This window comes from Oceanisphaera litoralis, from assembly GCF_016907015.1.
In the GTDB taxonomy this organism is placed as follows: Bacteria; Pseudomonadota; Gammaproteobacteria; order Enterobacterales; family Aeromonadaceae; genus Oceanimonas; species Oceanimonas litoralis.
Map to the genome: position 1 here is coordinate 135,751 of NZ_JAFBBE010000007.1, position 24,148 is coordinate 159,898.

Consider the following 24,148-nt stretch of genomic DNA (forward strand, 5'->3'; position numbering starts at 1 on the left):
CCTGTAATTAAAGTTAAACCTGACCAATGGTTCAATAAACATTGTGTCATCCGACAAGCTGAACCTGCACCCCGTCGTGAAGCGATGGTCATCACCGGAGCTTCATCGATTAGAGGTACCGGTGACGGTGGCAGGTTTTTTCGCCTTTTATATGCAGTGTAGAGGGAGCGGTGCCGGATAAGGGTGGGAAAGGAAGTGACTGCAGCGGCAGAGAGTGACGTCAGCACAAGGTACCGACGTCGTCGCGGTGGGAGGCAGCTCCTCGTCAGGCGCCGGGCAGGGACTGCACCTCGCAACCCCCGATCACCAGCCGGGTGATCAGCTGGGCCGCCCGTTCGAAATCGTCATCGTCCAGCTCCTCCTTGCCCAGCGCCATGGTGATCTGCCAGTTGAAGTCGGCATAGGTCTGGGTCGAGGCCCAGATGGCGAACAACAGATGATGGGCATCGACGGGGGCCATCAGCCCCTGCCCCATCCAGTCGGTCAGCTTGCCGCTCAGGGTGCGGGTCTGTTCGCTCAGTCGTGCAACGATATCTTCCGGCAGATGCGGAGCCCCGTGCATGATTTCATTGGCAAACACCTTGGAGGCATAGGGGTAGTCTTTCGAGATCATCAGCTTGGATTTGATATAGGCGGTCAGCGCCATGACCGGATCCCGGTACTCGATAAAAGGCGCCGAGGCCGCCAGCAGAGGCTCGGTGACACTTTCGAGCACGGCGCGATAGAGTTTTTCCTTGCTGCCGAAATAATAGTAGATATTCGGTTTCGGCAGTTCGGCCAGCTCGGCAATGGTGGCGGTCTTGGTGGCCGCATAACCGTTTTCGGCAAAGACGCGGCTGGCGGCACGGATGATGATTTCTTCGTTTTTAGCTCTGATCCGGGACATACTGATTTTCAGGCTCCAGGCCATAAAATAAAAAGTGATATTCGCTAACCATACCCGAGTTCGGACACGAGTTCGGCAGAAAAACACAAAAGACACGCAATGCTAACGTAACCGGAAAACATTTAACATGAGGGTGATTTATTTATTACTCGTTGACCAATACCCATTCCATGACGCATCTGAACCTATTGAAGCCTCGGACCAGAGGCAACACAGCCGCCTCCCTCGACACGCCATAAACCCATCCATGGCACATACCTTGCTTTGTACTGGCGTGAGTATTGCGACTTCAGACGGCCGTCTGGATTGTGGAGAAGAAGATGCTGGATGTACGACAGGTTTCACCGCTTAACTGGTTTATGTGCTGGCTACTGCTGAGCTGTATCCTGATGACACTGCTGCCAAGCCGCCTGTTTTCCGGTGCCTTCGGCCTCTGGCTGAATGACTATCGGCTGCTGTTTGTCCTGGCGATGGTCGCGTCTGCAGCTTATTTTTTATCTCACGCTGCCATCATGCTGTTTCAGCACGTGTTTTATCGCAAGCAGCGCCTGATGCAACAAAAGCTGTTGAAGGAATTACTGGACTACCTCGACGCCAGCGAAAAGGCGGTGCTGCGAGAGTTCGTGATCCAGCGTAAAAACGTCATAAAATTGCCGGTGACCGAAGCTGCCGTCAAAAATCTGCTGGAACAGGGCATTCTGACCTACGCCTTTGGTGAGCCGGGAGAAGCGGGGCTGAATGCCATCAAGCCCTTGATGATCACCATGGCGGCACGGCCCCTGCTCACCTTCAAGGTGCTGGGTCTGAACCCGGCCAACATGACCGAGGAGCAAAAGCACCAGATACTCAACAACAGACCCAGATATGCCTACAAGCAGCTGGACAGGCACTAATCACAGCTCTTTGGTTCTTTCCCTCAGATAGCCGTCGTAATCCGGTATGCAAATGCTGAAATCCCGGCTCATCTGCACGCTGTCCATCAGCATGTCGGCCGTCGCCATATTGGTGGCCACCGGTATGTTCCACACCGTAGCGAGGCGCAGTAACGCCTTCACATCCGGATCGTGAGGCACCGCATTGAGCGGATCCCAGAAAAAAATCAGCACGTCGATTTTACCTTCGGCGATCAGGGCGCCGAGCTGTTGATCGCCCCCCATTGGGCCGGACATCAGGCAGCGCACCGGCAGCCCAACCTGGCGGCTGAGCATGCTTCCGGTCGTGCCGGTGGCGTACAGGTGATGCAACTTCAGCGCTTCGGCCCGACGGTCGACCCAGGCCAGTAATTGCTCTTTCTTGTGATCATGCGCCACCAGCGCCACATTCTTGTGGGCCGACAAGGTTCTTTGCGTCTCTTTCATCGATATCCAGGTCCTGGCAAAAAAAGTCAGACCCATACTAGCCAAAGCGGCGTCAAATAAGCAGCCCTAAACGCAAAAAAGCCCCTTCTCGGGGCTTGTTGCGGCGGGTAAAGAGGTTTGGCGATGGCGTCTTGAGCAGCTTCTCTACTTAAGAGACTTCCCTGCTTAAGCGACTTCCCCGCTTAAGCAACTTCGTAGTAGAGGTGCGTCTTGGCATTTTCTTCTGCCAGTATGGCCAGGGCAACCGGAATGCATTTTCCGCATTGAGCACCGACGCCGAGCTCCTGTTTCAGATCCCTGAATTCGGTGTTGCCTTCTGCCACCGCGGCTTTCAGCTGACGTTCGGTAATGCCCCTGCACAAACACACATACATCGATAAACCCTCCGCTTCAATCCGGTAAATCTAAATGATAGCGGTTATCAATGCAAGAATTTATTTGTCGAAAAAAACGACTCACATCACAGATCCCGGCACCACCCTCTCGGCGGAAAACCGGCACAAGAGGCCAGGATCATTCAGGTTTGTCTATGCTCCCCGCATCAGCGTCCAGACGAGGCGACAGGCTCGACAAGTCGTAACCGGCACCGGCTGCGAGCTGTAACAACTCCACCGTCGATTGCTGCCCGCCCCGGGCCTGGGCCAGGGCCCACAGGGTGATGGAACGGGTTCCGGTACGGCAGAAGGCCAGCACCGGCTCCTCTTTGCCGGCCAGCGCCTGCGTAAAGGTGGCTACCGCTTCGTCGGTGAACTGACCGGACGAGATTGGGATCCAATACCAGTCGAAACCTTGCGCTCGCGCCTCGGCTGCCAGCGCTTCCGCCGCCGGCTGTCCTTCTGCCTCACCGTCGGGTCGGTTGCAGATGAGAGTTCGATAGCCTGCCGCCTTCAGCGGCAGTAAATCGGCGGCGGTCACCTGATCGGCAACCGAGAAAGAGGAAGTGACCGGTTTGATATCCATATAACACCTCGGTGAATTGGCTGAATCGTGAAGATAACAGCATACGGCAAACCAATAACATTAGCATATCCTGATGTTATTGGTTTGCCGTCACGCAGCAACAAAAAAGGAGGCCGAAGCCTCCTTTTTTGTGCAATCAAGGAACGTTATTACTTAACGATCTTGGCTACAACGCCGGCACCTACGGTACGGCCACCTTCACGGATGGCGAAACGCAGACCGTCTTCCATCGCGATAGGAGCAATCAGGCTAACAACCATTTTGATGTTGTCGCCAGGCATAACCATTTCAACGCCTTCCGGCAGTTCGATGGTACCGGTCACGTCAGTAGTACGGAAGTAGAACTGGGGACGGTAGCCTTTGAAGAAAGGAGTGTGACGACCGCCTTCTTCCTTGGACAGCACGTATACTTCGGATTCGAAGTCGGTGTGCGGGTTGATTGAACCCGGCTTGGCCAGAACCTGACCACGCTCAACGTCTTCCCGCTTGGTACCACGCAGCAGAACGCCTACGTTCTCACCGGCACGGCCTTCGTCCAGCAGCTTGCGGAACATTTCAACGCCGGTACAAGTGGTCTTGACGGTATCCTTGATACCAACGATTTCCACTTCTTCACCAACTTTAACGATACCGCGCTCAACACGACCGGTAACAACGGTACCACGGCCCTGGATGGAGAACACGTCCTCGATCGGCAGCAGGAAAGCACCGTCAACGGCACGCTCGGGCTCGGGGATGTAGGAATCCAGAGCGGCAGCCAGTTCCAGGATCTTCGGTTCCCACTGGGGGTCGCCTTCCAGGCCTTTCAGAGCAGAACCCTGGATAACCGGAATGTCGTCGCCCGGGAAGTCGTACTCGGACAGCAGTTCACGCACTTCCATTTCTACCAGCTCGAGCAGCTCTTCATCGTCAACCATGTCACACTTGTTCATGAACACAACGATGTAAGGTACGCCTACCTGGCGGGCCAGCAGGATGTGCTCACGAGTTTGCGGCATGGGACCATCGGTCGCAGCAACAACCAGGATAGCGCCATCCATCTGAGCAGCACCAGTGATCATGTTTTTAACGTAATCGGCGTGTCCAGGGCAGTCAACGTGGGCGTAGTGACGTGCTTCGGTGTCGTACTCAACGTGAGAAGCAGCGATGGTGATACCACGCGCTTTTTCTTCGGGAGCGTTATCGATCTGGTCGAAAGCGCGAGCGGCGCCGCCCCACTGCTTGGCCAGTACGTTGGTGATGGCTGCGGTCAGAGTGGTTTTACCGTGGTCAACGTGGCCGATAGTACCTACGTTTACGTGCGGTTTGTTACGTTCAAATTTTTCTTTAGACACGGACTAGTCCTTCCTAGTTTGATCCCATCCATTATAAGGATGGGGAGTTTAAACAAAGATTAGTTAACCTTTACGAGCAATAATCGCTTCAGCCATGCTGGCAGGTACTTCGGCGTACTTGGCAAACTCCATGGAGTAAGAAGCACGACCTTGCGACTGTGAACGCAGGTCTGTAGCGTAGCCGAACATTTCAGACAGCGGCAACACGGCATTAATAACCTTGCCTGAAGGGCCATCTTCCATGCCTTCGATGATACCACGACGACGATTCACGTCACCGATAACATCACCCATATACTCTTCCGGCGTCTCTACTTCAACCTTCATCACAGGTTCAAGCAGCACGGGATTACATTTCATGAAGCCCGCTTTAAACGCCATGGAACCGGCGATTTTAAAGGCCATTTCTGAAGAGTCAACATCGTGATAAGAACCATCGTACAGCGTGACCTTGATGTCTTCAATCGGATAGCCCGCCAGAACACCCTGCTTCATCTGTTCCTGAATACCCTTGTCTACAGCGGGGATATATTCCTTGGGAATAACACCACCGACAACGGCATTCTCGAACGTGTAGCCGGTCCCTTCTGCTTGCGGCTCTATCTTGATCCAGACATGACCAAACTGACCACGGCCTCCGGACTGACGAACGAACTTGCCTTCCTGTTCGATACTGCCACGGATGCTTTCGCGGTAGGCCACCATGGGTTTACCCACGTTGGCTTCTACCTTGAACTCACGCTTCATGCGGTCGACGAGAATATCCAGGTGCAGCTCGCCCATACCGGCGATGATGGTCTGACCCGATTCTTCGTCGGTCCATACGCGGAAAGACGGATCTTCCTGCGCCAGACGACCCAAAGCCATACCCATTTTTTCCTGGTCGGCCTGAGTCCTGGGTTCCACGGCCACGGAGATAACCGGTTCCGGAAACTCCATGCGCTCCAGAATGATAGGCGCGTTAGGGGCACACAGGGTGTCACCCGTGGTCACGTCTTTCAGACCGATAGCGGCGGCGATGTCACCGGCACAAACGGATTTGATCTCTTCACGCTTGTTGGCATGCATCTGTACGATACGGCCGAAACGCTCACGCTTGCCCTTGACCGAATTCAACACGGCATCACCGGTGTTAACCACACCGGAGTACACGCGGAAGAAGGTCAGGTTGCCCACGAAAGGATCGGTCGCAATCTTGAACGCAAGTGCAGAGAAAGGAGCGGTATCGTCGGCCGGACGCGTGTCCGGCGTGACGCCGTCTTCTTTCAGACCGCTGATGGCGTGAACTTCTACCGGCGACGGCAGATAGTCGATCACCACGTCCAGCATGGCCTGTACACCCTTGTTCTTGAATGCAGAACCGCAGGTGACCAGGATGACTTCGCTGTTCAGCACACGGCTGCGCAGAGCAGACTTGATTTCTGCTTCCGACAGCTCCTCGCCTTCCAGGTACTTGTCCATCAGCTCTTCATTGGCTTCGGCAGCCGCCTCAACCAGATTCTGATGCCATTCGTTGGCCAGCTCTTGCATCTCGGCAGGAATGTCGTCGTAGACAAAGGTGGTACCGTTGTCTTCTTCACTCCAGCTAATGGCCTTCATCTTGATGAGATCAATAACGCCTTTGAAATTTTCTTCTGCGCCGATCGGCAGCTGAACAGGCACAGGCACGCCCTTCAGACGTGTCTTGATCTGCTCAACCACCCGCAGGAAATTGGCGCCGGTACGGTCCATCTTGTTGACGAACGCAATACGCGGCACCTGGTACTTGTTAGCCTGACGCCATACGGTTTCAGACTGGGGCTGAACGCCACCGACGGCACAGTAGACCATAACGGCACCATCGAGCACCCGCATGGAACGTTCTACTTCGATGGTGAAGTCAACGTGCCCCGGGGTATCGATGATGTTAATACGATGCTGTGGATACTGGTGCGCCATACCATCCCAAAAACAGGTAGTAGCGGCAGAGGTAATGGTGATACCACGCTCTTGTTCCTGCTCCATCCAGTCCATGGTAGCAGCGCCATCATGGACTTCGCCGATCTTATGGCTTACACCGGTGTAAAACAGCACCCGTTCGGTGGTTGTCGTTTTACCGGCGTCAATGTGAGCGCTGATGCCGATGTTACGATAGCGCTCAATGGGAGTTGTACGAGCCACAATAATATCCTCTTGCTAAGGTCTATTGTCCTTAGTAAGCAACCAAACGGGTGCGGCAATGCCGCACCCATCCAATTACCAGCGGTAGTGGGCAAACGCTTTGTTTGCTTCAGCCATACGGTGCACGTCTTCACGCTTCTTGACCGCAGAACCTTTGTTTTCAGCAGCATCCAGCAGCTCGCCAGCCAGACGCTGAGCCATGGATTTTTCACCACGCTTACGCGCAGAGTCTACCAACCAACGCATGCCCAGGGCATTACGACGTACCGGACGTACTTCAACCGGCACCTGGTAGGTAGAACCACCGACACGGCGTGATTTAACTTCAACTGTAGGACGAATGTTTTCCAGCGCTTCTTCAAACAGCGCCAGATGCTCCTTGCTGGTTTTTTCAGCAACGATTTCCAGAGCACCGTAAACAATCTTTTCAGCAGTAGACTTTTTGCCGTCTATCATCAGGATGTTTACGAATTTTGCCAGCAGCTCGGATCCGAACTTGGGATCCGGCAGGATTTTACGCTGGCCGATTACGCGACGTCTTGGCATTGCAAACTCTCCGTAACTTCAGGGATAACCCAAAACACAACAGGTTAAAAAATAAAATGTTTGGCCTTACTTAACGGAGAACCATTAAGACTTGGGCTTCTTGGCACCGTACTTGGAACGGGCCTGGCGACGAGCGGAAACACCTGAGGTGTCCAGTGCGCCACGTACGGTGTGATAACGCACACCGGGCAAATCTTTAACACGACCGCCACGGATCAGAACAACGGAGTGCTCCTGCAGGTTGTGGCCTTCACCACCGATGTAGGAGTTGACTTCGAAACCGTTGGTCAGTCGAACACGACATACTTTACGCAGTGCGGAGTTCGGCTTCTTCGGGGTGGTGGTGTACACGCGGGTACATACACCGCGTTTCTGCGGGCACGCTTCCAGCGCCGGCACGTTGCTTTTAGCTACGGCTTGTTGGCGAGGCTTGCGAACCAGCTGGTTAATAGTTGCCATTAACAGCTCCTGAAAAATATCGTTCTACAGTTGTGAAAAATCTATCCCCAAAAGCGGGGACGCAAAATTCTATGCTTGCCGTGCTGGCGAGTCAAGATTTATACAATTTATGGCGGATGATTTGTGCAAAATTCATCACCAGGCCTGAGAACCGCCCAGTTCTACCACCAGATCGACCAGGCCTTCCATTGTTATGGGCTCACCTGTTATGGGCTCACCTGTCATGGGCTCACCCGCATCATGAGACAGCCCCCGCGCCTGCAGGTCTTCCTGCATCACATAGAGGCGGCCGCTGTCGGCCAGCGCCTGTAACCGTGTCTGCCAGACGGGTACGGTTGCGGCAATCACCGCGTCCTGCCAGAGCAGAAGCCGATCCTGTTCCTGCAACTGCCCCAGCGCCTGCACCAGACTCTGATGACCGAAAGGAGAGTGCTTTACCGTATGTAGCATGACGTCCTCAGAAACTCAGCCGTACATTGTAATCCGCCAGCCGTTGCTGCAGCTCATGCTGTGACAGCACCGCCGCCTCGATGGCCAGCCGTTCCGCCGGCAGGCCCCGCTCGGCCAGTGCCTCTGCACTGATATAGACATTATCTACATCATACAGTTCAAGCAGGCCGAAGGTGGGGGCATGGTTGCGCCCCAGCACCAGAGACGGCTCCTGCCCGAACAGCAGCTGGTAAACACCGTCGTCGATAAAGAAGACGCCGATGTCTTCACTCAGGGCCGAGGTGGCCAACACGGCGTCCAGCCCTTCCCGGCCGGAAGCCGAACCATGGGGCGGCGTTCTGAAAATAAAGGCGACCCTGTTCATAAACCACCGTCCATCAAAGTATGACCATTAAAACTGTACCACCCGGTCGGCGCTCAGCGCCGCCTGCGCCAGCGAACCCAGCCCGCTCAAGATGAAGGGGGGAGCCAGATTCCACTGCGCCAGCCCGGCCTGGGCGGCAGAGTCCCTGTCGCTGACTCCTCGACGCAGCGCCGCCGCCACACAGACATCCAGCGCCAACTCATGCTCAAGGGCCAGATTGACCCAGGCCTGCTGCAGATGCGTTTCATCGCCGGCCGGCTGCACCAGCAGGTTGGCGTTGTGTACCCCTTCCTGGTAGAAGAAAATCTGACTGATCACATGGCCCTTCTGCAACAGGGCGCGGGCAAACCGATAGGCGTCCGCCGACGACTGGGTGCCGTAACAGGGGCCTGTGACCAGGAGCGCAAAGCGCAGGGAAGCTGATTTCATGACGGGATCCGGACAAAATGGGGCAACCGAGGGCCGCCCCGGGCAAGACTTATTCGACGTAGGCAACCGCTTCCACTTCTACCAGCACGTCTTTGGGCAGACGGGCCACTTCCACACAGGAACGCGCCGGTGCACCCAGGGTGAAGTAGCTGGCATAGACTTCGTTGAAGGCGAGGAAGTTGTTCATGTCGGACAGAAAGCAGGTGGTCTTGAGCACGCTGGACGCATCGGCACCGGCTTCGGCCAGTACTGCCAGCAAATTGTCCATGACCTGTTTGGTCTGGGCTTCGATGCCGCCTTCAACCACATCCATACTCACAGGATCGAGCGGGATCTGGCCGGAGGTATACACCATATTGCCGATGCGGGTAGCCTGAACATAAGGACCGATGGCGGCGGGAGCCTGGTCGGTGGCGATGATTGTCTTAGTCATGGGTTCTCCTGATGATGCGATGGTTCTTCGTCTTCGCGTTTTTTTTGTCGAATATAAAGATAAACCGTGTGTTTGGATATGTTGAGCTTGTTCGACACCATGGCGATGGCATCCTTGATGTCGAAAATCCCCTTTTCATACAGGGTGGTAACAATTTGCTTGTTCTTGGCATTGTTGGCCACATCCGGATCGGCATTGATGGCGTCTATGGTCCGCTCCACGGTCAGGGTCACCAGCTCCTCGACGTTGTTGTTGAAGTTTTCCGGCGAGACTTCGGCCCGCTCCGCGACCCTGGGCAGGAAGTCGGCCATCAATTCATGGAAAGGGGCACCCAAATGCAGGTTGATGCACAAGAGGCCGATGACGTCTCCGCGCAGATTGCGCAAAGCCTGAGTCGAGGATTTCATCGGGGTGCCGAGTCGGCTCTGGGTAAAACGGGTCTGCCCTTGCGCCTCCTCTTGTCGTTCAAGCTCGGGTAACAGCCGAAGGGCCTGTTCAGTCAGCGGTGCGCCGACCTGACACCCACTGTGGCCGCCATTGACAACCTTGAGTACCGAGCTGTCCGGATCTGCCAGCGAGTGCAATACCACCTCACAGTGCTTGCCGAACATCTCGGCCAGCCCTTCGACCAGACCGCCGTACAGATCCAGCAACTGCCGGTCTTGCTGACAGAGGGTACTTTTGGCTGCACTTTTTGTAAGAGAACGGGCCGTCCCACTTTCCGCTGGCATTTATGGCTCCCACCAAACATCTGGCTCTGATTCTCAACTGCTGATGACAGATGTCAACTATTTTTGAAGCCAGCCGGGAGCCCGCTCGCGCTGTCAGCGGTATTTAAGCCACAGACCCGGTCAACCCCGGGGGCCATTTTCAATGCTGACAATTTTTCCCCGTCTGATGGTCACGATTTGCATGAACTGATAGCGACCAAAATGATAGGTCCAGCGTTCTCCGTCCGGCTCCTGATACCAGCGACCGTAACGAGTGCGATAATGACGCCAGGCCGTCTCCCGCACCAGGGGTTCACCACAGTAGAGCAGCAAGAGAGCCACTGGATCTCCGTCGGTGATCAACCGGTTGTTACAACGCATGCTGTCTGCCTGGGCCGGCGCCAGCGCCAGCCACAACCAGAGCAGCCCCCCTAACCACCCGTAGCGCATCATCACCTCCCTGCTCCAAGCATAGCTCCCTCGCCTCGAAGCAAGGCGGTCGCCAGGTAATAAAAAACCGCCCGCAGGCGGCTTTTCAATAGCGATTTTTCAACGCCGTTTTTTTAGCACTGTTTTTAAACACTGTTTTTCAACATGGAGCGACAGGCGTTCAGGCGCGCAGGGCTTTCTCGCCGCGCGACACACCACAGACGCCGCTGCGAACCACTTCCACCACTTCCGTGGTGTCACTCATGTTGCGAATAAAGGCATCCAGCTTGTCGCTGGTGCCGACCAGCTGCACCGTATACAGGTGCGGGGTCACATCGACTATCTGGCCACGGAAAATATCGGCGGTGCGCTTGACTTCATCGCGGTTGGCGCCATCGGCCCGCACCTTGACCAGCACGATTTCCCGCTCGATATGCTCACCTTCGCTCAGGTCACTCACCTTGAGCACATCCACCAGCTTGTTCAGCTGTTTAGTGATCTGCTCGATGACCCGCTCATCACCGGTGGTGACGATGGTCATCCGCGACAGAGTCGGATCCTCGGTGGGGGCAACCGTCAGGGTCTCGATGTTGTACGCCCGCTGGGAAAACAGACCCACGACCCGGCTCAGCGCCCCGGACTCGTTTTCCAGCAACAGGGATATAATACGCCGCATCAGGTTCTCTCCGTTTTGCTTAACCACATTTCATCCATGGCTCCGGTCTTGATCTGCATGGGATACACATGCTCTTCCGGATCGATCACGATATCCATAAACACCAGCTTGTCGGTCAGGGAGAAGCATTTCTCCAGTGCCGCCTCCAGCTCTTTCGGGTCCGAGACTCGAATGCCCACATGGCCATAGGCTTCGGCCAGCTTGACGAAGTCGGGCAGTGAGTCCATATAGGAGTGACTCTCGCGTCCTTCGTAAAACATCTTCTGCCACTGTTTCACCATGCCCAGAGAGTGGTTGTTCATGGAGATGATCTTCACCGGTATGTTGTATTGCATACAGGTGGACAGTTCCTGAATATTCATCTGAATGGAGCCGTCACCGGTCACGCAGACCGACACCGCATCGGGTCGCGCCATCTGTGCGCCCATGGCAGCCGGCAGACCGAAGCCCATGGTGCCGAGACCACCGGAGTTGATCCACTGGCGCGGCTTGTCAAACGGATAGTAGAGGGCGGCAAACATCTGGTGCTGGCCCACATCGGAGCTGACCATGGCCTCGCCCTTGGTGATGCGATAGACAGATTCGATGACCTGCTGCGGCTTGATGTACTGCTCACTGGTTTCATATCGCAGACACTGACGGGCGCGCCATTGTTCAATTTGCTCCCACCAGTCACTCATCGCCTGCGGATCGGTTTTCAGACCCAGCTCGCGAATGGCTTCCAGCATTTGCGCCAGCACCGTATCGGCAGAGCCGACGATGGGAATCTGGGTCTTGATATTCTTGGAGATGGAAGTGGGATCCACATCCACATGCACTATGGTGGCATGGGGGCAGAACTTCTCGACGTTGTTGGTCACCCGATCGTCGAAACGGGCCCCGATGGCCAGGATCAGATCCGAGTTATGCATGGTCTTGTTGGCTTCATAGGTACCATGCATACCGAGCATACCAACAAACTGCTTGTGCGTGCCGGGCATGGAGCCCAGCCCCATCAGGGTGTTGGTGACCGGCAGATTGAACAGCTCGGCCAGCTGAATGACCAGGGCGCTGGCTTCGGCGGTGACGGCACCACCACCGACGTACATCACGGGCCGCTTGGCATCGGCCAGCGCTTTCATCGCCTTCTTGATCTGGCCCTTGTGCCCTACCCCGGTCGGGTTGTAGGAACGCATGTCCACCGAGCTGGGGTACACATAGGGATGTTTTTCTTTCGGGTTCTGCACATCTTTGGGCAGATCCACCACCACGGGACCGGGACGTCCGGTGGCGGCAATGTAATAGGCCTTCTTGATGGCCTCCGGGATATCCGTGGCTTTCTTGCACAGGAAGCTGTGCTTCACGATAGGCCGCGAGATACCGATCATATCGGTTTCCTGGAAGGCATCGTCACCGATATAGAAGGTGGGCACCTGACCGGACAGGACAACCATGGGAATGGAGTCCATATAGGCGGTGGCGATACCGGTAATGCAGTTGGTCGCCCCCGGGCCCGAGGTCACCAATACGGTACCGACCTTGCCGGTGGCGCGGCTGTAACCATCGGCCATGTGTACGGCGGCCTGTTCGTGGCGCACCAGCACGTGTTCAATCTTGCTGTTTTCAAATAAGGCGTCATAGATATCAAGCACTGAACCGCCGGGATAACCGAATAAATGCTCGACTCCCTGATCTTCCAGCGCCCGCACTACCATTTCCGCGCCTGATAACATCTCCATGATAAGCCCTCCAGGCTCTACTCTGTTCACTTTGCCATCTTTCGCCGTCAGGGCAACCCGGCCGGCTGCCGTAACATGACAAAGCAATCAGTTTTTTATCTTTATAAAACAAATACTTCTGCCTGACAGGATACAAATAAGCAGAAAAAGGATCAAAAATCACCTTAACCTGCTTTAAATCGCTTGTCTACGAGCTTTATAAAAAGCGCCGTCCAACCACACCGGGGCAGCGCTCTCGCCACTTTATGGCACGGCCGCCATCAGAGAAACGGGGCCGGCTTCGATCCTGAAGCCAGACCAAATCACGGTGTGTGCCACACCCCTATCCCTGCTGCCAGACCGTGGAATGAGCCGGCACCTGTGATAGTGCAGCATGCAGCGAGCCACCAGGTCCCATGGTCGTGCGAATCGATGACACCCTTATTACCGCTTTTCCTGCAAAAAAAGCACCGCCAACACAAGCGTTACATACACCCATAAAAAGAGAATTAATCAGAATTAAAACCCAAACAATAACGAAACAACCAATACAATAGACCAAATTAAGACCCCAAAACCCCTCCTCGGCCTGCTGGCGCCCCCCTATTGATAATATTGCCATTATTGACACCATCATCGTTTCCCGTTATTGGTATAGCATTGTTAACGGATTCTTCCTCGGTGATGAGTGATATGTATCAGCACATTCAGCTACTACTACTAACCTCAAAGGTGCTCACGCGCACGGGTCGGGCGTAGCTGGAATTCATCATCCATATATTCTCAAGTTAAAAACCCGTGCCATCCGCACGGGTTTTTTATATCTGTCGCGGAAGGCAAGGATCCAATAGAGGGAAAGCGACATGTCGAACCAAGTCATTATATTTGATACTACCTTGAGAGACGGTGAGCAGGCGCTTTCCGCCAGCCTGACGGTCAAGGAAAAATTACAAATTGCCTATGCGTTAGAGCGCCTGGGCGTAGATGTGATGGAAGTCGGCTTCCCCATTTCATCACCCGGTGATTTCGAGTCGGTGCAGACCATCGCCCGCCACATCAAGAACAGCCGGGTCTGTGCCCTGTCCCGCGCGCTCAAGCCGGACATCGATGCCGCCGCCGAGGCGCTGAGGGTCGCGGATCAGTTCCGCATCCATACCTTTATCTCTACCTCCGACATTCATGTGCAGAGCAAGCTGCGCAAGGACTTTGAATCTGTGGTGGAAATGAGCGTGGCCGCGGTCAAGCACGCCCGGGGTTACACGGATGATGTCGAATTTTCCTGTGAAGATGCCGGCCGTACCCCCATCGACAACCTGTGCCGCATGGTGGAAGCGGTGATCAAGGCCGGTGCCCGCACAGTGAACATTCCCGATACCGTAGGCTACACGGTGCCGAGCGAGTTTGGCAGCATCATTCAGACCCTGTTCGAGCGGGTACCCAACATTCATGAGGCGGTGATTTCGGTGCACTGCCATGACGACCTCGGCCTGTCGGTGGCCAACTCCATCGTCGCCGTGCAGCAGGGCGCCCGCCAGATCGAATGTACCATCAACGGCATCGGCGAACGGGCCGGTAACTGCTCGCTCGAAGAAATAGCCATGGTGATGAAAACCCGCGGCGATTTGCTCGGGGTACACACCAATATCAAGAGCCAGGAAATCTATCGTACCAGCCAGCTGGTTCGCAACCTGTGCAACATGCCGGTGCAGCCCAACAAGGCCATCGTCGGTGCCAATGCGTTCGCCCACTCCTCCGGTATTCACCAGGACGGGATGCTGAAGAACAAGAACACCTACGAAATCATCACCCCCGAGAGCATAGGCCTGCCCAAGAACCAGCTCAACCTGACCTCTCGCTCCGGCCGTCACGTGATCAAGCATCGCATGGCCGAGATGGGTTACACCGAGCAGGACTATGATCTCGACAGCCTCTACACCAGCTTCCTGGCCCTCGCCGACCGCAAGGGCCAGGTGTTCGACTATGATCTCGAGGCGCTGGTGTTCTTCAGCCAGATCCACGAAGAGCCCGAGCAGTTCAAACTCAAGTACCTGAGCGTACAGTCCGGCAGCAACGTCATGTCCACCGCCAGCGTACGGATGGAAGTGGGTGGTGACGTCGTCAACGAAGCCGCCGTCGGCAACGGCCCGGTCGATGCGGTCTACCAGTGCATCAACCGCGTTACCGGTTACGACATCCGCATCGACAAATATGAACTCAAGAGCAAGGGTGAAGGCAAAGATGCCCTCGGCCAGGTAGACATCGTCGCCGAATACAAGGGACGCAAGTTCCACGGTATGGGGCTGGCTACCGACATCGTCGAGTCTTCTGCCCAGGCGCTGGTGCATGTGATCAACAGCATCTGGCGAGCCGAGCAGGTCGCCGAAAAGAAACAAGAAATTCAGAAGAAAATTCGTATGGAGACAGTGTGAGTATGAGTGCAAGTTACAAGGTCGCCGTCTTGCCCGGAGACGGCATTGGCCCCGAGGTGATGGCAGAAGCCCTCAAGGTATTGGACAAGGTACAGGCGGAGTTCGGCTTCGGCCTGGAACTGAGCCACCATGATGTGGGTGGCATCGCCATCGACAACCACGGCACTCCTCTGCCGGCGGCGACTCTGGCCGGCTGTGAAGCCGCCGACGCTGTGCTGTTCGGCTCGGTGGGCGGCCCCAAGTGGGAAAACCTGCCCCCCAACGACCAACCGGAGCGTGGTGCCCTGCTGCCCCTGCGCGGTCATTTCAAGCTGTTCTGCAACATGCGTCCGGCCCGTATCTATCAGGGGCTGGAAGGTTTCTCGCCTCTGCGTGCCGACATCAGCGCCCGCGGCTTCGACATCGTCTGCATGCGTGAGCTGACCGGCGGCATCTACTTCGGCCAGCCCAAGGGGCGGGAAGGCACCGGCGCCAACGAGAAGGCGTTCGACACCGAGGTCTATCACCGTTTCGAGATCGAGCGTATCGCCCGCCTGGCCTTCGAGGCCGCTCGCGGTCGCCGCGGCATCGTCACCTCGGTCGACAAGGCCAACGTGCTGCAGGCCTCCATCCTGTGGCGGGAAGTGGTCATCGAGGTCGCCAGGGATTACCCGGACGTGACCCTGAACCACATCTATATCGACAACGCCACCATGCAGCTGATCAAGGATCCGTCCCAGTTCGACGTCATGCTGTGCTCCAATCTGTTTGGCGACATCATCTCCGACGAAATGGCGATGATCACCGGTTCCATGGGCCTGCTGCCCTCGGTCAGCCTGAACGACAAGGGCTTTGGCCTCTACGAGCCCGCCGGCGGCTCCGCCCCGGATATCGCCGGTCAGGGCATCGCCAATCCCATCGCCCAGATCCTGTCCGCCGCCCTGATGCTGCGTTACAGCTTCCAGCAGGAAGAAGCGGCTCAGGCCATAGAGCGCGCCGTGAGCGAAACCCTGGCCGCCGGTTACTTCAGTGGCGACCTCTACAGTGCCGACGCCGCCCACCCGGTGCAGACCACCAGTCAAATGGGTGAGCAGATCGCCAGCCGTATCAGGAGAGCAAACTAATGGCCAGCACCCTCTATCAGAAAGTATTCGATGCCCATCTGGTGCGCGATCAGGCCGGCGAAACGCCCCTGCTCTATATCGATCGTCACCTGGTGCACGAAGTGACCTCGCCTCAGGCTTTCGACGGCCTGCGTGAAAAGGGCCGCAAGCTGCGTCGCCCCGACCGTACCTGGGCCACCATGGACCACAACGTGTCCACCGAAACCAACGATATCGCCGCTTCCGGTGAGATGGCCCGCATCCAGATGGAAACCCTGGCCAGGAACTGCGAAGAATTCGGCGTGCCGCTCTATGATCTGCACCACAAGTACCAGGGCATAGTGCACGTGATTGGTCCCGAGCTGGGCCTGACCCTGCCCGGCACCACCATCGTCTGTGGTGACTCCCATACCGCCACCCACGGCGCCTTCGGCGCCCTGGCCTTCGGGATCGGCACCTCCGAGGTGGAGCACGTGATGGCTACCCAGACCCTGAAACAGGGCCGGGCCAAGACCATGAAAATTCAGGTCAACGGCGAGCTCAAGCCGGGCATCAGCGCCAAGGACGTGGTACTGGCCATCATCGGCAAGGTCGGCCATGCCGGCGGCACCGGCTATGTGGTGGAGTTCTGCGGCAGTGTCATCGAGTCGCTGTCAATGGAAGCCCGCATGACCATCTGCAACATGGCCATCGAGCTCGGTGCCAAGGCCGGCCTGGTTGCCCCCGATCAGACCACCTTCGACTACCTCAAGGGCAAACCCTTCGCCCCCGAAGGTGCCGACTGGGAGCAGGCCGTCGCCTACTGGCAGACCCTGAAGTCCGACGCCGAGGCCGAGTTTGACGCCGTGGTCGAACTGGACGGCGCCGATATCGCCCCCCAGGTCACCTGGGGCACCAACCCGGGCCAGGTGATGCCGGTCAACGGCACCATTCCGAAACCGGAGGACATCAAGGATCCCACCGAGCGCCAGTCTGCCGTCAAGGCGCTGCAATACATGGACATTCCCGCCGGTGGCAAGCTCACCGACGTCAAGATCGACAAGGTGTTTATCGGCTCCTGTACCAACAGCCGTATCGAAGACTTGCGCGCCGCCGCCGCCATCGCCCGGGGCCGCAAGGTGGCCGCCGGGGTACAGGCACTGGTGGTACCCGGCTCGCAGCAGGTGAAGGCCCAGGCGGAAGCGGAAGGTCTGGACAGGATCTTTATCGAAGCCGGCTTCGAATGGCGCCTGCCTGGCTGCTCCATGTGTCTGGCCATGAACAACGACCGGCTGGCGCCGGGCGAGCGCTGTGCCGCCACCAGCAACCGCAACTTCGAAGGCCGTCAGGGCCGCGGTGGTCGCACTCATCTGGTGAGCCCGGCCATGGCCGCCGCCGCCGCCATCTTCGGCCACTTTGTCGACATTCGGGAATTATAAGGGGTATAACATGAGCGGATTCAAGCAATTAACCGGTATTGCCGCCCCTCTGGATGCGGCCAACGTGGATACCGATCAGATCATCCCCAAGCAGTTTCTGCAGAAGGTCACCCGTTCCGGCTTCGGCAAGCACCTGTTTCACGACTCGCGCTTTCTGGACGATGCGGGCGAGCAACCCAACCCGGAGTTTGTGCTGAACCAGCCCCCTTACGACCAGGCGGTGATCCTGCTGGCACGGGAGAATTTCGGTTGTGGTTCCAGCCGCGAGCACGCCCCCTGGGCTCTGGCCGACTTCGGCCTGCAGGTAGTCATCGCGCCCAGCTTTGCGGATATTTTCTACGGCAACGCCATCAACAACGGCATGGTACCGGTACGGCTGACCGACGCCGAGGTAGACGCCCTGTTTGCTTATATCACCGCAAACAAGGGTGCCAGCATCACGGTGGATCTGGAAGCCCAGCAAGTACGTGCCGGCGAGCTCTGCTTCTCGTTCGAGATCGACGAGTTTCGCCGCTATTGCCTGCTCAACGGCCTGGACAACATCGGCCTAACCCTGCAACACCAGGAGCAGATCGACGCCTTTGAAGCCAGGCAGCCTAGCTGGCTGTAAGCGTCTCGACAGTCATATTTCAACGCCGGCGCAAGCCGGCGTTCTTGTTGATAGCGATGACTCAGTGCACATCACTCAATGCCAGCGCCACCATATCCGTTCTCTCACCGGCATCCACCCGGATCACGCTGGCGGTAGCAATCAGCGGTTCAACTGCCGAATCGGCAGAGGGCAGCACCAGTCGCCATTCCTGTCCTTGCTCACATTGACCGGCGGCGACCTCCATCAGGACGCCCTCGGCACTGAGGTTGTGACAAATCCCTTCCACCCTTTCCCTGGTCGTAGCCAGAATCACCCTGGCATTCAGTCGCATGCGACTGAATAGACGCTGTTCCTCATAAGCAGGCATCATGCTTCACCTTCCTTGTTAGATTCTGGTTTATCAGAGACGGTTGATAAGACACTGGTTTAGCAAAAAGAATAAACCTACAATAGCGCGCACTCTAAAACGGGGTGCGGCCAACCGCCGAGATAATACTCGTACATCACCCCCGGCTCGTGCCGGCGCAGGGATCCAAGCTCTCGGCCCTACCCATCCACAAGGAGTGGCCTGTGAACAAGTTTCTGATTGCCCTGTCCCTGCTCGCTACCAGCCAGGTCGCGGCACAAATACCCACCCTGACAATTTATACCTATAGCTCATTTGCATCCGATTGGGGTCCGGGGCCCGCCATCAAACAAGCATTTGAGGCCGAATGCGACTGTCACCTCGAGTTGGTATCGCTGGATGATGGTGTCTCGATTCTTAACCGATTACGACTGGAAGGCCGTCATAACAAGGCCGATATCATACTGGGGCTCGACAACAACCTGCTGCAGGCCGCCAAAGATACCGGCCTGCTGGCCGAACATGGCCAGTCGCTCGACGGCATCAGGGTGCCCGGCGGCTGGACAGACACCACCTTCGTGCCCTACGACTACGGTTATTTCGCCTTTATCTACAACGCCGACACGTTAAAGCAGCCCCCGCAAAGCTTCGCCGAACTGCTCGAACGCCCGGAGCTGACCCTGCTGTATCAGGATCCGCGCACCAGCACGCCGGGCCAGGGCCTGATGCTGTGGGTACAGAAGCTGTATGGTGACGAGGCGCCCGCCGTGTGGCAGAACCTGGCCAAACGTACCGTGTCGGTGACCAAGGGCTGGAGCGAGTCCTATGGGATGTTCCTCAAGGACGAGGCTGACCTGGTGCTCTCCTATACCACGTCGCCGGCCTACCATATCGAGGCCGAGCAGAAAACCCAGTATCAGGCAGCCGCTTTCGAAGAAGGGCACTACCTGCAGGTGGAAGTGGCGGCCATGGTCAATAACAGCAAGGAGCCGGAACTGGCCAGACAGTTTATGCAGTTCATGGTCAGCCCCGCCTTTCAGCAGCATATTCCCGCCGGTAACTGGATGTACCCGGTGATCGACACCCCCTTGCCTGCCGGATTCGACTCCCTGATCAGCCCCGAGCACACACTCGACTTTAGCGCCGAAGAAGTAGCGACACACCGCAGCCGCTGGCTCCGACAGTGGCTGGGTGCCGTCACCCGCTGATGCAACGAAAATACTGGTGGATACCGGGCTTCCTCAGTCTGCTCGCTATCCTGCTGCTGACCGCAGGGCCCATCACGGCCCTGCTGGTGCAAGGCACCCGGAGCAGCCTGTCCCGCCTGCTCCACGACGACTACCTGCACCATGTGATCTGGTTCAGTTTCTATCAGGCACTGTTGTCCACCCTGCTGAGCCTGCTGTTGGCCATCCCGCTGGCTCAGGCCCTGTCCCGCCGTCATTTTCCGGGTCGGGGGCTCCTGTTGCGGCTGTTCGGGCTGTCACTGGTGCTACCGGTGATCCTGGTGGTATTCGGCATCGTCACCGTTCATGGCCGTCAGGGCTGGGTGAACCAGCTGCTACAGACACTCGGATTCGAGTCCGTCGGTTACCTTTATGGCCTCACCGGCATACTCCTGGCTCACGTGTTTTTCAACATGCCGCTGGCGGCGCGTATCCTGTTGCAAGGTATTGAAAGCATTCCCTCCAGCCAGTGGCGCATCGCCAGTCAGCTCGGCTTCAATGGCTGGCAACTGTTCCGCTGGCTGGAGTGGCCGGTGATCAGAAGCGCGCTGCCGGCCCTGGCCAGCATGATCTTCATGCTCTGCTTCACCAGTTTCGCCACCGTCATGGCCCTGGGCGGCGGGCCCAAGTCCACCACGCTGGAAGTGGCGATTTATCAGACTTTGCGCTTCGACTTCGATCTGCCACTGGCGGGCCTGCTCGCCTTGCTGCAACTGCTGTTCTGTAGCGGTTTTCTGCTGCTGCAATACGCACTGACCCGGACGGCTCCGGAGTCACGCACCCATACCGGCCTGGCTATCCGTCCGGATCGACAGCGTCTCGGGGTTCGCCTGTGGGACACCCTGATACTGAGCCTGGGCCTGGGGCTGTTCCTGCCCCCCTTGCTGGCCATCATTAGCAGCGGTCTCAATACTCAATTATGGGCCGCCTTGAGCTCGTCCCGGCTGTGGCACGCCACCCTCACCTCCGTGCTCATCGCCGGCTGCGCGGCACTGCTGTCGGTATTGCTGACCCTGGGCTTGCTCAGCAGCAGCCGCTACCTGCGACTGCAGTTGCAGCGCAGACGGAGCGCCGCCCTGATGGAAGCCACCGGCTCCGTCATCCTGGTACTGCCGGCGGTGGTGCTCTCGACCGGATTGTTTATTTTGCTACGCAATGTGGCCGACATTTTTACCCTGGGGCCGGTGCTGGTGTTGCTGGTCAACGCCCTGATGGCATTGCCTTATGGGCTGCGCGCCCTGCAGTTGCCGATGGAGCGGATATCTCGCCAATATGGCCGACTCTGTACCAGCCTCGGCGTTCAGGGGTTGGCTCGGCTCAGGCTGGTGGAATGGCCCCTGTTGCGAAAGCCGGTGGCCTTGGCACTGGCGTTGGCAATGATGTTGTCGCTCGGCGATCTCGGCGCCATAGCGCTGTTCGGCAGCCAGTCGCTGCAAACCCTGCCCTGGCTCTTGTATCAACAGCTGGGCAACTATCAGATGATAGATGCGGCGGCCACCGCCCTGGTGTTGTTGCTGCTGAGTCTGGGATTATTTGGCTTGATAGAAGGTGTGCTGGGAGGCAAAGATGCTGCAACTGAATAACCTCTGCTCCCGCTACCCGGAGCAGGAACTGTGTTTTACCCTCTCGGCCGGCGCCGGAGAAATCACCGCCCTTATCGGCCCCAGCGGAGCCGGAAAATCCACCCTGCTGGCCATGGTTGCTGGCTTTGCCGCCATCGATTCGGGACAGCTGTTGTACGATAATCGTGAGCTGTTGCCACTGACACCGGCCCAGCGGCCGATCACCACACTGTTCCAGGATAACAACCTGTTCTGGCATATGACGGTGTACCAGAATATCGCCATCGGTCTGTCACCCTCGTTACGGCTGACGCCGGCACAAAAGGCCACAGTACAACAGGTGGCTGGCCAGGTCGGTATAGAGGCCTTGCTGAATCGCAAGCCATCGAGTCTTTCCGGTGGTCAGCAACAACGTGTAGGACTGGCTCGTTGTCTGGCACGCCGGCAACCGGTGTTACTGCTGGATGAGCCCTTCTCCGCCCTGGATCCGGCCTTGCGCTTCGAGTTGCTGGAACTGCTGCGCAGCCAAACCGATCAACTGCAGCTCACCGTCCTGTTGGTGACACACCACCCGGACGAGGCCGCAATAATCGCCGATAACATTGCTTTTGTTCATAACGGGCACATCATAGAGAGTGGAAACAGGGAGCTGCTGTCAGCTCCCCGCACTGCAGAGTTAAAGGCTTATCTTGGTCGAAAGCAATGATCTCGCTCCCCGCCTTCTGGTTTAGAGGTTTTCTTCCGCGAAGGAGGCCAGGCGGCTGCGAACCACGCCGTTGAGGTATACGTTGGCACTGCCTTCGAAATCCTTGAAGCGCTCCACAATATAGGTCAGCCCGGAGGTCACCGGGGTCAGGTAGTTGGAATCAATCTGGGCCAGGTTACCCGAACACACCAGCTTGGTGCCCTCACCACAGCGGGTGATGATGGTTTTCAGTTGCGACGCCGTCAGATTCTGGCACTCATCCAGCAGCACGAAGGTGTTCTGGATGCTGCGTCCCCGCATGAAGTTGACCGATTTGAACTGGATGTTGGCCTTGCCCATGATGTAACTGAGTGAGCCATCCATGCATTCATCCTGCTTGTGCAGCACTTCCAGGGTATCGGTGACAGCCGCCAGCCAGGGCGCCATTTTTTCTTCTTCGGTGCCCGGCAGAAAGCCGATGCTTTCGGCGATTTCCGGCGTATTACGGGTGACGATCACCTTGTCGTAAATCCCTTTTTCAATGATCATTTCGAGTGCCGACGCCATGGCCAGTAGCGTTTTTCCGCTGCCCGCAGGGCCGGTCAGGATCACCATTTCGATCTTGGGATCAAGCAGCGCATCCAGTGCCATGGCCTGATAGATATTCTTGGGATGAATACCCCAGGCCTTGCGCCCCATCATCCGCTCCCGTCCCAGATCGACAAAGCGCACCTTGCCCTCGGCCTTATCCAGCACGCGACCGGCAAAGTCGTTGGTATCATCAATCAGATACTGATTGGTGTAGACTCCCGGCAACAACTCGTCGGCTACCGTATGGATCACTTCCCGGCCGTGGGTTTCGCTGTCACATTCTCCCACCCTGTCCCAGAAGCTGTTTTCCTGATGATAAAATCCCTTCGACAACAAGCGGATATCGTCAACCAGCTGATCGGAACGATAGTCCTCCACATATTTCAGGCCAGCCCCTTTGGCCTTGAGCCGCATATTGATATCTTTGGTAACCAGTACCGCCAACCCTTCCGTCGTATGCTTCTGCAGATAGAGGGCCGTGTTGATGATACGGTTATCGGCTTCGTCATCGGTAAACACCGCGTAGCCTTCGGGCAGGTGTCGGTCGGTGATGATGGCGATGGTGCCCGAGGCCTCATCGTCCTGAAGGCCAAGAGGCACCCCGGCTACAATCTGCTCCGGGGTTGCATCGTGAAAAATCCCCTCCAGCGTCCGAATGGCCACCCGCGCATCCCGGCTGACGTCTTTTTGTCGGTCCTTGATGCGATCCAGCTCTTCGAGCACCGTCATGGGGATGACGACGTTATGTTCCTTGAAGGAATAAATGGAGAGGGGTTCGTGCAGCAGTACGTTGGTATCCAGAATAAAGCGTTTACGGTCATTGTCGTCCATAGACATGCTCCCTCGGGCTTGGCCCTTATCATGGTCATTGCCCACCCAGTTAAGGCACAGTGCAATGACAGCTTTATTACAACCTAACGCTATGCCGTTTTTCCACTTCAGGCAAGCAATCTTGTCTGATGGGTAAACATGAATGACAGCTCACTTTTTCGAATACGAAAAAAAGCCCGACACTTTCGTATCGGGCTTTTTAATTGGGTGCCTGGCAGTGACCTACTTTCACATGGCAGCTGCCACACTATCATCGGCGCGGCTGCGTTTCACTTCTGAGTTCGGCATGGGATCAGGTGGGACCACAGCGCTATCGCCGCCAGGCATAAACTGGTGCTTGTTAATCTTCTGACTAACAAACGCTGGAAAACTGATGTCTTGTTGAAATAATGTTTAAGTAGCCTTGACCGCAAGGTCTCACACTTCTTGGGTGTTGTATGGTTAAGCCGCACGGGTCATTAGTACAGGTTAGCTCAACACATCGCTGCGCTTACA

The 24,148-nt window shown here is 56.8% G+C and carries 26 protein-coding genes and 1 rRNA gene; 8 read left to right on the top strand and 19 right to left on the bottom strand.

Annotation, left to right across the window (positions count from 1 at the left end):
- Positions 1–265 precede the first annotated feature (265 nt).
- A complete protein-coding gene (locus HNR62_RS06290) occupies positions 266–886 on the bottom strand; it encodes a TetR/AcrR family transcriptional regulator (protein ID WP_204795239.1) in 621 nt (206 codons plus the stop codon).
- 320 nt (positions 887–1,206) lie between these two features.
- On the opposite strand from HNR62_RS06290, the gene HNR62_RS06295 reads away from it, so the two are divergent.
- The gene (locus HNR62_RS06295; protein ID WP_204795240.1) at positions 1,207–1,779 is read left to right on the top strand and encodes a superinfection exclusion B family protein; all 573 of its coding nucleotides are present in this window, start codon (positions 1,207–1,209) and stop codon (positions 1,777–1,779) included.
- On the opposite strand, the gene HNR62_RS06300 is transcribed toward HNR62_RS06295, so the two are convergent.
- The 15 genes from HNR62_RS06300 to HNR62_RS06370 all read right to left on the bottom strand — a co-directional run bounded on the left by HNR62_RS06300 (position 1,780) and on the right by HNR62_RS06370 (position 12,912).
- The gene (locus HNR62_RS06300) at positions 1,780–2,244 is read right to left on the bottom strand and encodes a methylglyoxal synthase (RefSeq protein WP_204795241.1); all 465 of its coding nucleotides are present in this window, start codon (positions 2,242–2,244) and stop codon (positions 1,780–1,782) included.
- 182 nt (positions 2,245–2,426) lie between these two features.
- A complete protein-coding gene (locus HNR62_RS06305) occupies positions 2,427–2,618 on the bottom strand; it encodes a bacterioferritin-associated ferredoxin (protein WP_204795242.1) in 192 nt (63 codons plus the stop codon).
- 139 nt (positions 2,619–2,757) lie between these two features.
- Positions 2,758–3,204 carry a protein tyrosine phosphatase family protein gene (locus tag HNR62_RS06310; RefSeq protein WP_204795243.1) on the bottom strand — a complete coding sequence of 149 codons (447 nt, stop codon included), beginning with the start codon at positions 3,202–3,204 and terminating at the stop codon, positions 2,758–2,760.
- A gap of 149 nt (positions 3,205–3,353) precedes the next feature.
- On the bottom strand, positions 3,354–4,538 hold the full coding sequence (gene tuf / locus HNR62_RS06315) for an elongation factor Tu (RefSeq protein ID WP_204795244.1): 1,185 nt from the start codon (positions 4,536–4,538) through the stop codon (positions 3,354–3,356).
- Positions 4,539–4,601: 63 nt separating this feature from the next.
- On the bottom strand, positions 4,602–6,698 hold the full coding sequence (fusA, locus tag HNR62_RS06320; RefSeq protein ID WP_204795245.1) for an elongation factor G: 2,097 nt from the start codon (positions 6,696–6,698) through the stop codon (positions 4,602–4,604).
- Between the two features lie 75 nt (positions 6,699–6,773).
- Positions 6,774–7,244 (bottom strand): 30S ribosomal protein S7, encoded by a 471-nt coding sequence (rpsG, locus tag HNR62_RS06325; protein ID WP_104486028.1) that lies wholly within the window; start codon positions 7,242–7,244, stop codon positions 6,774–6,776.
- Positions 7,245–7,328: 84 nt separating this feature from the next.
- Complete coding sequence (gene rpsL / locus HNR62_RS06330; RefSeq protein ID WP_071474210.1) at positions 7,329–7,703, bottom strand: 30S ribosomal protein S12; 375 nt, start codon at positions 7,701–7,703, stop codon at positions 7,329–7,331.
- A gap of 135 nt (positions 7,704–7,838) precedes the next feature.
- Positions 7,839–8,153 carry a sulfurtransferase complex subunit TusB gene (gene tusB / locus HNR62_RS06335; RefSeq protein WP_204795246.1) on the bottom strand — a complete coding sequence of 105 codons (315 nt, stop codon included), beginning with the start codon at positions 8,151–8,153 and terminating at the stop codon, positions 7,839–7,841.
- Between the two features lie 7 nt (positions 8,154–8,160).
- Positions 8,161–8,517: a sulfurtransferase complex subunit TusC gene (tusC, locus tag HNR62_RS06340; protein ID WP_204795247.1), complete on the bottom strand. Its 357-nt coding sequence runs from the start codon at positions 8,515–8,517 to the stop codon at positions 8,161–8,163.
- A gap of 27 nt (positions 8,518–8,544) precedes the next feature.
- Positions 8,545–8,946: a sulfurtransferase complex subunit TusD gene (gene tusD / locus HNR62_RS06345; RefSeq protein WP_204795248.1), complete on the bottom strand. Its 402-nt coding sequence runs from the start codon at positions 8,944–8,946 to the stop codon at positions 8,545–8,547.
- Between the two features lie 49 nt (positions 8,947–8,995).
- Positions 8,996–9,379 (bottom strand): RidA family protein, encoded by a 384-nt coding sequence (locus HNR62_RS06350; protein WP_204795249.1) that lies wholly within the window; start codon positions 9,377–9,379, stop codon positions 8,996–8,998.
- On the bottom strand, positions 9,376–10,110 hold the full coding sequence (locus HNR62_RS06355; RefSeq protein ID WP_204795250.1) for a helix-turn-helix transcriptional regulator: 735 nt from the start codon (positions 10,108–10,110) through the stop codon (positions 9,376–9,378). Before HNR62_RS06355 ends, HNR62_RS06350 begins: the two co-directional genes overlap by 4 nt.
- A gap of 120 nt (positions 10,111–10,230) precedes the next feature.
- On the bottom strand, positions 10,231–10,542 hold the full coding sequence (locus HNR62_RS06360) for a DUF2845 domain-containing protein (protein WP_338044079.1): 312 nt from the start codon (positions 10,540–10,542) through the stop codon (positions 10,231–10,233).
- Positions 10,543–10,699: 157 nt separating this feature from the next.
- Positions 10,700–11,194: an acetolactate synthase small subunit gene (gene ilvN, locus HNR62_RS06365; RefSeq protein WP_204795251.1), complete on the bottom strand. Its 495-nt coding sequence runs from the start codon at positions 11,192–11,194 to the stop codon at positions 10,700–10,702.
- Complete coding sequence (locus tag HNR62_RS06370; RefSeq protein WP_204795252.1) at positions 11,194–12,912, bottom strand: acetolactate synthase 3 large subunit; 1,719 nt, start codon at positions 12,910–12,912, stop codon at positions 11,194–11,196. The genes ilvN and HNR62_RS06370 overlap by 1 nt, the downstream gene beginning before the upstream one ends.
- 842 nt (positions 12,913–13,754) lie before the next feature.
- Here HNR62_RS06370 and leuA point away from each other — a divergent pair.
- Genes leuA through leuD form a run of 4 tightly spaced genes read left to right on the top strand, consistent with a single transcriptional unit; the run spans position 13,755 to position 18,430 of the window.
- Positions 13,755–15,320: a 2-isopropylmalate synthase gene (gene leuA, locus HNR62_RS06375; protein ID WP_204795253.1), complete on the top strand. Its 1,566-nt coding sequence runs from the start codon at positions 13,755–13,757 to the stop codon at positions 15,318–15,320.
- Positions 15,321–15,322: 2 nt separating this feature from the next.
- The gene (leuB, locus tag HNR62_RS06380; protein ID WP_204795254.1) at positions 15,323–16,423 is read left to right on the top strand and encodes a 3-isopropylmalate dehydrogenase; all 1,101 of its coding nucleotides are present in this window, start codon (positions 15,323–15,325) and stop codon (positions 16,421–16,423) included.
- On the top strand, positions 16,423–17,820 hold the full coding sequence (gene leuC, locus HNR62_RS06385) for a 3-isopropylmalate dehydratase large subunit (RefSeq protein WP_204795255.1): 1,398 nt from the start codon (positions 16,423–16,425) through the stop codon (positions 17,818–17,820). Before leuB ends, leuC begins: the two co-directional genes overlap by 1 nt.
- A gap of 10 nt (positions 17,821–17,830) precedes the next feature.
- Positions 17,831–18,430, top strand: a complete 600-nt coding sequence (leuD, locus tag HNR62_RS06390) for a 3-isopropylmalate dehydratase small subunit (protein ID WP_204795256.1) — start codon at positions 17,831–17,833, stop codon at positions 18,428–18,430.
- A 61-nt stretch (positions 18,431–18,491) separates the two neighbouring features.
- Here the strand turns inward: leuD and HNR62_RS06395 are convergent, their stop codons facing one another.
- On the bottom strand, positions 18,492–18,782 hold the full coding sequence (locus tag HNR62_RS06395) for a PilZ domain-containing protein (RefSeq protein WP_204795257.1): 291 nt from the start codon (positions 18,780–18,782) through the stop codon (positions 18,492–18,494).
- Between the two features lie 200 nt (positions 18,783–18,982).
- Here HNR62_RS06395 and thiB point away from each other — a divergent pair, with 200 nt between their 5' ends.
- Genes thiB through thiQ form a run of 3 tightly spaced genes read left to right on the top strand, consistent with a single transcriptional unit; the run spans position 18,983 to position 22,252 of the window.
- A complete protein-coding gene (gene thiB / locus HNR62_RS06400; RefSeq protein ID WP_420827143.1) occupies positions 18,983–19,966 on the top strand; it encodes a thiamine ABC transporter substrate binding subunit in 984 nt (327 codons plus the stop codon).
- Positions 19,966–21,567 (top strand): thiamine/thiamine pyrophosphate ABC transporter permease, encoded by a 1,602-nt coding sequence (gene thiP, locus HNR62_RS06405; protein ID WP_204795258.1) that lies wholly within the window; start codon positions 19,966–19,968, stop codon positions 21,565–21,567. Before thiB ends, thiP begins: the two co-directional genes overlap by 1 nt.
- Positions 21,551–22,252 carry a thiamine ABC transporter ATP-binding protein gene (gene thiQ / locus HNR62_RS06410; RefSeq protein ID WP_204795259.1) on the top strand — a complete coding sequence of 234 codons (702 nt, stop codon included), beginning with the start codon at positions 21,551–21,553 and terminating at the stop codon, positions 22,250–22,252. The genes thiP and thiQ overlap by 17 nt, the downstream gene beginning before the upstream one ends.
- A gap of 21 nt (positions 22,253–22,273) precedes the next feature.
- Here thiQ and HNR62_RS06415 read toward each other — a convergent pair whose 3' ends face one another.
- Both HNR62_RS06415 and rrf read right to left on the bottom strand, forming a co-directional pair.
- Positions 22,274–23,653, bottom strand: a complete 1,380-nt coding sequence (locus tag HNR62_RS06415) for a PhoH family protein (RefSeq protein WP_204795260.1) — start codon at positions 23,651–23,653, stop codon at positions 22,274–22,276.
- 209 nt (positions 23,654–23,862) lie between these two features.
- Positions 23,863–23,977: ribosomal RNA gene (rrf, locus tag HNR62_RS06420) — 5S ribosomal RNA — on the bottom strand.
- Positions 23,978–24,148: the final 171 nt, after the last annotated feature.